This window comes from Paracoccus sp. PAMC 22219 (genome assembly GCF_000787695.1).
Classification (GTDB): Bacteria; Pseudomonadota; Alphaproteobacteria; order Rhodobacterales; family Rhodobacteraceae; genus Paracoccus.
In genome coordinates this window covers 1-7092 of record NZ_BBPH01000196.1, presented here as the reverse complement: position 1 = coordinate 7092, position 7092 = coordinate 1, and the positions used below count along the sequence as shown (strand labels likewise).

The window sequence follows — 7092 nt, the reverse complement described above, 5'->3', positions numbered from 1 at the left end:
CGGGTGGCGGTGCCCGCGCCCGGCACTGGACGCGGCGCGTCCAGCAGGCGGGGCAGGGGCCAGCCAAGCGCCTCCTCGGACCGGGCCTCGGCGCGGCGCAGATAGGCGGCGTTGGCCCAGGTCACGCGATCTTCGTCGTCCAGGCGCCAGACCAGCATCGGCGTCTGGTCCAGCGCGCCGCGCAGCAGGTCCAGTTCCTCCTCCATCGCCTGAAGGGACATCGAATCGACCACGATGCCGGCATGTTCGCGCCCGGGTCGGTGACGCTGACGCGCCACAGCCGGTCGCCCAGATCCTCGGCAACAAGGCGCAGGGTCGCGCTGCCCTGACCCTGCTGGCCCACCAGCTCGATCCTGCCAAGGCGGGTCAGCATGGCCAGGCGGTCGGGCGCGTCGGGAAAGCGGGGTCCGATCCAGCGCATCAGGCGCAGCCAGTCGTCGTCTGGCGCCCCCATCCGGTCCAGCAGCGCACGGGCAGGCGCGGTCGCATCGACCAGGCGCGCGGCGCGAAACAGGAACACCATCGGCTGCACCTTGCCGTCCAGCGCGTGACCGGCGCGTGCCGTCCGGCCCTGTCCGGGCTGCCGGCGGTCCCAGAACCGGATCGCCGCCACCGCCAGAAGGACCGATGCCGTCCCGCACAGGACCGCCATCGCCACAAGACCCGCACCCTGAATGTCCACAGCCGATGCCCCTTTCCGTTCGATGGGACCATAATCCGGTGTTGATTAACAGGGCGTTAAGAAACTCACGCGTCAAAGGTCGGATTGTGGGCCAGCGCGATGCGGTCCTGGGCGCGGATTCGGTCCAGCGGCCAGCGCACCGACACCATCGCGCCCGGCCCGCCATTGGCGAAGGTCAGCCGCGCGCCCGACCGTTCCAGCAGGGTCTTGGCGATGAACAGGCCCAAGCCCATCCCCTCATAGCTGCCGCGCTGCGCCTCGGCGCGCCGGGTCAGATAGGGGTCGCCGATCCGCGACAGCAGATGCGGCGGATAGCCCGGTCCGTCGTCGCGCACGGTCACGACCAGCGCGCCCTGGGTCACCTGGGTTTCGATCACGACGCGGCTTTCGGCGAAATCGACGGCGTTCTGGATCAGGTTGCGCAGGGCGTGGATGATGGCCGGGTCGCGGTGGATCACCGGGCCTTCGGCGTGGATCTCGATCAGGGGGCCGCGGTCCATGTGGGGCTGGGCAGCATCCTCCAGCACGGCGCGCAGGGGGGCCGCGCGCATGTGCAGGTCGTCCTTGCCGGCGCGCCCCATGCTGCGCAGGATCGCGGCGCAGCGGTCGGCGCTGTCGCGCAGCGCGATGGCGTCGGCATGCAGATCGGGGCGGTCGCGCAATTCGTCGGCTAGTTCGCCGGCGATCAGCTTGATGGTGGCCAGGGGCGTGCCCATTTCATGCGCCGCGGCCGCTACGACGCCGCCCAGGTGCTGCAGCCGCTGTTCGCGTGACAGGGCCATCTGGGTGGCGAACAGCGCACCAGATGTATCCGACAGTTCGCCGGTCACGCGGTGCGCATAGCCCGCGAAGAACACCACGCCGATGACCAGCGCGACCCAGTGGCCGACCGCCAGGATCGGCTCCATCCGCAGGATCTGGCCGTCGGGGTCGCGCAAGGGCAGCCCGAACACCGCCGCGACCGAGATCAGCGCCACCGTCGCCAGCCCCAGGGCCAGCACCTGTCGCGCGTTCAGCGACGCGGCCGCGATCGTCACCGGGGCCAGCACCAGCAGCGCAAAGGGATTGGCCATCCCCCCGGTCAGCGCCATCAGCGTCGAGATCTGGACAAGGTCGAACGACAACTGCCGCACCGCGCGCCCCGGAGAGGTCCGTTTCGGCGGGCGCAGGAACAGCCACAGGTTCATGGTGATCGACGCCGCGATCAACAGGATGATCGGCGTCTTGACGAAGCCGATGCCCATCATCCATGCGACGATGACCGCCGCCATCTGCCCGCCGATGGCGAACCAGCGCAGCAGCACCAGCGTGCGCATGCGGATCGGTTCGGCCTTGGGCGTGTCGAGGGGCAGGGACATGGTATCGGCATCGGGCAGGTCGCCAGGCGCTGTGGATGTGGACATCGGCGACCCTTGCTGCGACATTGCTCGATCTTGATACCCGCGCGGCCATCGACGATCAATGCGGGCATTTGACACGCGAAGGAGGCCCGCGATGACGGACCGGAAAATCCTGCTGATCGGCACCGCGGCGGCCATCGGCGTGCTGGCGGGCGGCGCGCTGTTCATGACCATGCGTCAGGGCGACGACCAGTTCGCGCAATGCAGCAGCAGCAGTGTCGCGGGGGGCATGGATGCTTTTGGCACGCCATTCACCCTGACCCGCGACGACGGGCAGCGCGTCACCGACCAGGATGTCTTCGACAAGCCGACGCTGCTGTATTTCGGCTATACCTTCTGCCCCGACGTCTGTCCGCTGGACGCCGCCCGCAATGCCGAAGCCGAGGCCCTGCTGACAGAGGCCGGAGAAGACGTGCAGACCGTCTTTGTCACCGTCGACCCGCGCCGCGACACACCCGAGGTTCTGGCCGATTATACCGGCCTGTTTTCCGACCGCATGATCGGCCTGACCGGCAGCGACGAGGAAATCGCCGCCGTCAACAAGGGCTGGCGCAATTACTTCAAACTGAATGATCAGGACGACAAGGAATATTATCTGGTCGACCACATGACGAATACCTATCTGGTGATGCCCGGCGGAAAGACGGTCGAATTCTTCTCCCGCGAAACCACCCCCGAAAAGATTGCCGAGACTGTCGCATGTTATGCAGACGCCTCGGCCTGAAGGCAGTTTGTCGCACGGGGTTTGATATCCTGCGCGCTGCTGCCCATTTGCCCTTAAATACCGTGAAAAGGCCCACAGATGGATCAGTTGAACGCACAAATCGGCCCCGACGCCTCGCTGCTGCTGGTCGACGATGACGAAATCTTCGTGACGCGCTTGGCGCGCGCGATGGAAAAGCGGGGTTTTCAGCCCGAAACATCGCTGACCGTGGCCGGTGCCATGCGCCTGATCGAACGCCGTGCGCCCGCCTATGCAGTGGTCGACCTGCGTCTGGAGGACGGGAACGGCCTGGACGTGGTCGAGGCGCTGCGCGAGCGCCGCGCCGATGCCCGGATCATCGTGCTGACCGGATACGGCGCCATTGCCACCGCCGTCGCCGCCGTCAAAATGGGCGCGACCGATTATCTGGCAAAGCCCGCCGATGCGAATGACGTGACGTCCGCATTGCTGTCCAGCGGGGAGTTGTTGCCGCCCCCGCCGGAAAATCCGATGTCCGCGGATCGTGTCCGGTGGGAACATATTCAACGCGTTTACGAACAATGCGAACGCAATGTCAGTGAAACTGCACGCCGCCTGCATATGCACCGTCGGACATTGCAGCGTATTCTTGCCAAGCGCGGACCGCGGTGACGTATTATATATATTGAACGATTATAGAAATGGGTTATATTGGATAAGGATTAACTTTCCCTATATAGAAACCGGAACAAATGAGCATCGATTTCGACACCATGTCCCTGAAGGAAATGCGCGACCTGCGGACAAAGCTGGACCGTGCGATCAATTCCTATGAGGACCGCAAGCGGCGCGAAGCCATGACCGCGATCGAGGAGGCCGCGCGCGAGCATGGCTTCAACCTGGCCGAACTGACCGGCTCCAAGCCGCGCAAGACGGGCACGGTCGCGCCGAAATACGCCAACCCGCAGGATCCGACGATGACCTGGACGGGTCGCGGTCGCAAACCGCGGTGGGTGCAGGAAAACCTGGAGAGCGGCAAGGAACTGGACGATCTGCTGATCTGATCCGCGTCTTGCCGACACGATCGACAGGGGGCCCTTGCGGCCCCCTTTTGCATGTCAGGGCGTCCGGTCGATCAGGGCGATCAGGCTGGCGAACCGCTCCAGATACGCGGCGCGTGTCTGGGCGGGCGGGCGCAGGGTGATCTGCAGGTCGGGCAGCATCTGCGCATCGGGGACGGGGAACAGGCGGCGCGCCTCGGGCAGGTCAAATCCCGCGATGGTGACGGCCTCCAGCCGGGCGGACACGCGGTCGGCGGCCTTGATGCGCCGCTTGACCGCCACGGGCAGCGTCGCGGGCAGGCCAAAGCGACGATGGATGGCGGATGCCAGCCGTTCGTCCATCGCCCCGTATTCACGCCCCAATGCCGCCTTGACCGGAGAGATCATGTCCCCGATCACGTATTCCGGGGCGTCATGCAGCAATGCGGCCAACCGCCAGCACGGATCGCCGCCGGGGTTCAGCCCGTCGAAGATCTGTTCCACCAGCAGCGAATGTTCGGCCACCGAATACGGCCAGTCGCCGCGCGTCTGGCCGTTCCAGCGCGCGACGAAGGCCAGGCCGTGGGCGATGTCCTCGATCTCTATGTCGAAGGGCGTCGGGTCCAGCAGGTCCAGCCTGCGGCCCGACAGCATCCGCTGCCAGGCGCGCGATGCGGGCTTGGCCATCGGGCCTTACGACAGGCGCTGGTCGGTGGGCGCCGCCTGCGTGGTCTGCGCGCGACGCGCCAGTTCCTGGCGATACAGGGCCACGAAATCGACCGGGTCCATGTTGAACGCCGGGAAGCCCCCGTCGCGGGTCATGTCCGAAATGATGCGCCGCACATAGGGGAACAGCATCCGCGGGCATTCGATCATCAGGAACGGGTGCAACTGGTCCTGCGGCACGCCGTCGATCTGGAAGACCCCGCCGTAATCCAGTTCCGCCAGGAACAGCGTCGCGCCGTCGCCCTTGTTGGTCGAGGTGACTCGGTACTTGGTGATCACCTCGAACTGGGTGTCGCTGCCGCGCTTGCGGGCGTCCAGGCTGACCTGCACGGTGATCTCGGGCTGGACCTCGCCCTGGGGGGCGCCCTTTTGCGCCACGGCGTTCTCAAAGGACAGGTCGCGGATGAATTGCGCCATGATCTGCATGCGCGGCTGCGCCGCTGCTGCAGGCTGCGCGCCGTTCTGCGGGGTATCTTCGGCCATGGTCCTACCTTTGTGATGCGGATTTACCCCAGCTTGTAGCAGGACGACAGCCTGCCCTCAATGCCGGGTCCAGCCCGATCCGCGTCCCGACCGCGAAGGGCCCGTGTCGTCGGTATCCAGCGGCAGGTCGACGGGCGGGCGGCGGTCATCGTCCTCGGCGACGATGAATTCGCCATCGATCACACCCTTGTCATAGGGCGGGCGATGCGGGTCGCGGCGCATCGTCGCACCGTGCATCTGAACACGCGACGCCCTGACGCGGCGGGCCACCTGGGCCATCAGCAACGAGCGCACCGCGGGAATCAGCAGCAGCAGCCCCAGGATGTCGCTGAAGAACCCCGGTACCAGCAGCAGCAGCCCGGCGGCGATGATCATCGCGCCATGGGCCAGCGGACGCGACGGATCGCGCATGGCGCCCAGGCTGCGCTGGATCTCCAGGCCCGCCCGCGCGCCCTGGCTGCGCATGATCGTGACGCCGGCGACCGCCGACAGCAGCACCAGCGCCAGCGTGGCCCACAGGCCGATCAGGCCCCCAACCTGGATGAACAGCGCGATCTCGATGATCGGCACCACCAGAAACATGGCGATCAGCCGCATGTGAATTCCCCTTCCTGCCGGCGCGGAAACTGGACTTGCGCCAAGGCACTCCCTACATAATGCACAGACCGCCCGATACCAACGACCCGTTATGACCCAGAGGTTGCCTGCATGTCCAACCCGCTTCTTCAGCTGATCGTCCTTGCCGGGATCGCGATTTTTCTGATCCTCCGGCTGAAAAACGTGCTGGGGACGCGCGACGGCTTCGAGCCGCCGCAGGTCGACCAGCCGACGGCCGCCACCACGCCCGGCCGTTTCGAGGTGATCGATGGGTCGGCCGACGAGGTCGATCACGACATCCTGGACCATACCGAGGCCGGCGGCGCCGCAGCCAAGGCCCTGGCCGCGATGAAGCAGGTCGAGCCGTCGTTCGGCCTGCGCGATTTCCTGGGCGGTGCCCGCAGCGCGTACGAAATGATCCTGATGGCCTTTGAACGCGGCGACCTGACCGAGGTGCGCCCGTTCCTGTCCGATCCCGTCGCCGAGGCGTTCCAGTCGGTGATCGACCAGCGCGTGGCCAACGGCCAGACGGTCGAGGCGACCTATCTGGGCACCCGCGACACGGCGCTGGCCGCAGCGGAGTTCGATCCCGCGACCGGTCTGGCCGAGATCTCGATCCGCTTTGTCGGAGAGTTGATCGCCGCGACCCGCGATGCCGACGGCACGGTGATCGACGGCGATCCCAAGGCCTCGCGCAAGCAGAAGGACACCTGGACCTTTGCGCGCCACATGGGTCAGGACGATCCGAACTGGCAGCTTGTCGCGACAAGCTGATGCGCCGGCGCAGGGGGCTGACGCCCGAAGACCGCGACCTGTGGTCCCGTGTCGCCCGAACCGCAGAGCCGCTTGACCCCAAGCGCAAAGGACAGGCCGCCGATCTGGCGGCCTTTTCCGCATTCGTCGTACCCCCGGCGGTCGCCCAGCCCGCCCCACAGCCGCAGGGGTTGCCCCGGTTCCGCGTGGGTCAGGCAGCCAAGCCCGCCACGCCCGTCGTGGCGCGCCCCCAGACCCCGGCTGAGCGTCTGGCCCTAGCCGGCCTGCGCATGGACGCCCGCACCCATCGCAAGATGAGCCAGGGCAAGCTGCGCCCCGAGGCCCGTCTGGACCTGCACGGGCTGACGCTGTCCGCGGCGGGGCCGGAACTGCTGCATTTCATCCTGTCCTGTCATGCGTCCGGGCTGCGTCTGGTGCTGGTCATCACCGGCAAGGGGCGCGGCGATCACGGCCCGTTGCCGACGCGTCCGGGCGCGCTGCGCCATCAGGTGCCCTATTGGCTGCACAGCCCGCCCTTGGCGGCTGTGGTCCAGCAGGTGACCGCCGCGCATTTCCGCCACGGCGGCGACGGGGCCTATTACGTCTATCTGCGCCGCCCGCAATGAAAGACGCGCCCCCGGATCCGGGGGCGCGTTCGTCAGGTCAGGTCAGTGCGGTCGCGTCAAAGCCTGACGTTCGACTTGGGTCCGGCGAAATACCAGATGATCA

Annotated in this window: 11 protein-coding genes; 5 read left to right on the top strand and 6 right to left on the bottom strand. The window is 66.8% G+C overall.

What is annotated here, in order from left to right; genetic code table 11:
- The 3 genes from TY51_RS24655 to TY51_RS18095 all read right to left on the bottom strand — a co-directional run.
- Nucleotides 1-158, bottom strand: a 158-nt coding sequence (locus TY51_RS24655) for a hypothetical protein (protein WP_156118118.1), incomplete at its 3' end; no start/stop codon positions are given.
- Nucleotides 122-682, bottom strand: a complete 561-nt coding sequence (locus tag TY51_RS18100; protein ID WP_052650443.1) for a hypothetical protein — start codon at nt 680-682, stop codon at nt 122-124. The genes TY51_RS18100 and TY51_RS24655, both read right to left, overlap by 37 nt.
- A 65-nt stretch (nt 683-747) precedes the next feature.
- On the bottom strand, nt 748-2085 hold the full coding sequence (locus TY51_RS18095) for an ActS/PrrB/RegB family redox-sensitive histidine kinase (protein WP_081995246.1): 1338 nt from the start codon (nt 2083-2085) through the stop codon (nt 748-750).
- A 91-nt stretch (nt 2086-2176) separates the two neighbouring features.
- Between TY51_RS18095 and TY51_RS18090 the strand changes: the two genes are divergently transcribed.
- From TY51_RS18090 to TY51_RS18080, 3 genes are all read left to right on the top strand, one after another.
- A complete protein-coding gene (locus TY51_RS18090; protein ID WP_042252333.1) occupies nt 2177-2806 on the top strand; it encodes an SCO family protein in 630 nt (209 codons plus the stop codon).
- 78 nt (nt 2807-2884) lie between these two features.
- Nucleotides 2885-3436, top strand: coding sequence for an ActR/PrrA/RegA family redox response regulator transcription factor (locus tag TY51_RS18085; protein ID WP_042252328.1), 552 nt, complete (start codon nt 2885-2887; stop codon nt 3434-3436).
- 80 nt (nt 3437-3516) lie between these two features.
- Complete coding sequence (locus TY51_RS18080; protein WP_042252326.1) at nt 3517-3828, top strand: H-NS family nucleoid-associated regulatory protein; 312 nt, start codon at nt 3517-3519, stop codon at nt 3826-3828.
- 54 nt (nt 3829-3882) lie between these two features.
- Here the strand turns inward: TY51_RS18080 and TY51_RS18075 are convergent, their stop codons facing one another.
- Genes TY51_RS18075 through TY51_RS18065 form a run of 3 tightly spaced genes read right to left on the bottom strand, consistent with a single transcriptional unit; the run spans nt 3883 to nt 5610 of the window.
- Entirely contained in the window at nt 3883-4491 is a 609-nt protein-coding gene (locus TY51_RS18075) for an HD family hydrolase (RefSeq protein ID WP_042252323.1), read from the bottom strand.
- Nucleotides 4492-4497: 6 nt separating this feature from the next.
- Nucleotides 4498-5013 carry a protein-export chaperone SecB gene (secB, locus tag TY51_RS18070; protein ID WP_042252320.1) on the bottom strand — a complete coding sequence of 172 codons (516 nt, stop codon included), beginning with the start codon at nt 5011-5013 and terminating at the stop codon, nt 4498-4500.
- A gap of 57 nt (nt 5014-5070) precedes the next feature.
- Nucleotides 5071-5610, bottom strand: coding sequence for an FxsA family protein (locus TY51_RS18065; protein WP_042252318.1), 540 nt, complete (start codon nt 5608-5610; stop codon nt 5071-5073).
- Between the two features lie 111 nt (nt 5611-5721).
- Here TY51_RS18065 and TY51_RS18060 point away from each other — a divergent pair, with 111 nt between their 5' ends.
- Nucleotides 5722-6384: a Tim44/TimA family putative adaptor protein gene (locus TY51_RS18060; protein ID WP_042252315.1), complete on the top strand. Its 663-nt coding sequence runs from the start codon at nt 5722-5724 to the stop codon at nt 6382-6384.
- Nucleotides 6384-6989, top strand: coding sequence for a Smr/MutS family protein (locus TY51_RS18055; protein WP_042252312.1), 606 nt, complete (start codon nt 6384-6386; stop codon nt 6987-6989). The genes TY51_RS18060 and TY51_RS18055 overlap by 1 nt, the downstream gene beginning before the upstream one ends.
- Nucleotides 6990-7092: the final 103 nt, after the last annotated feature.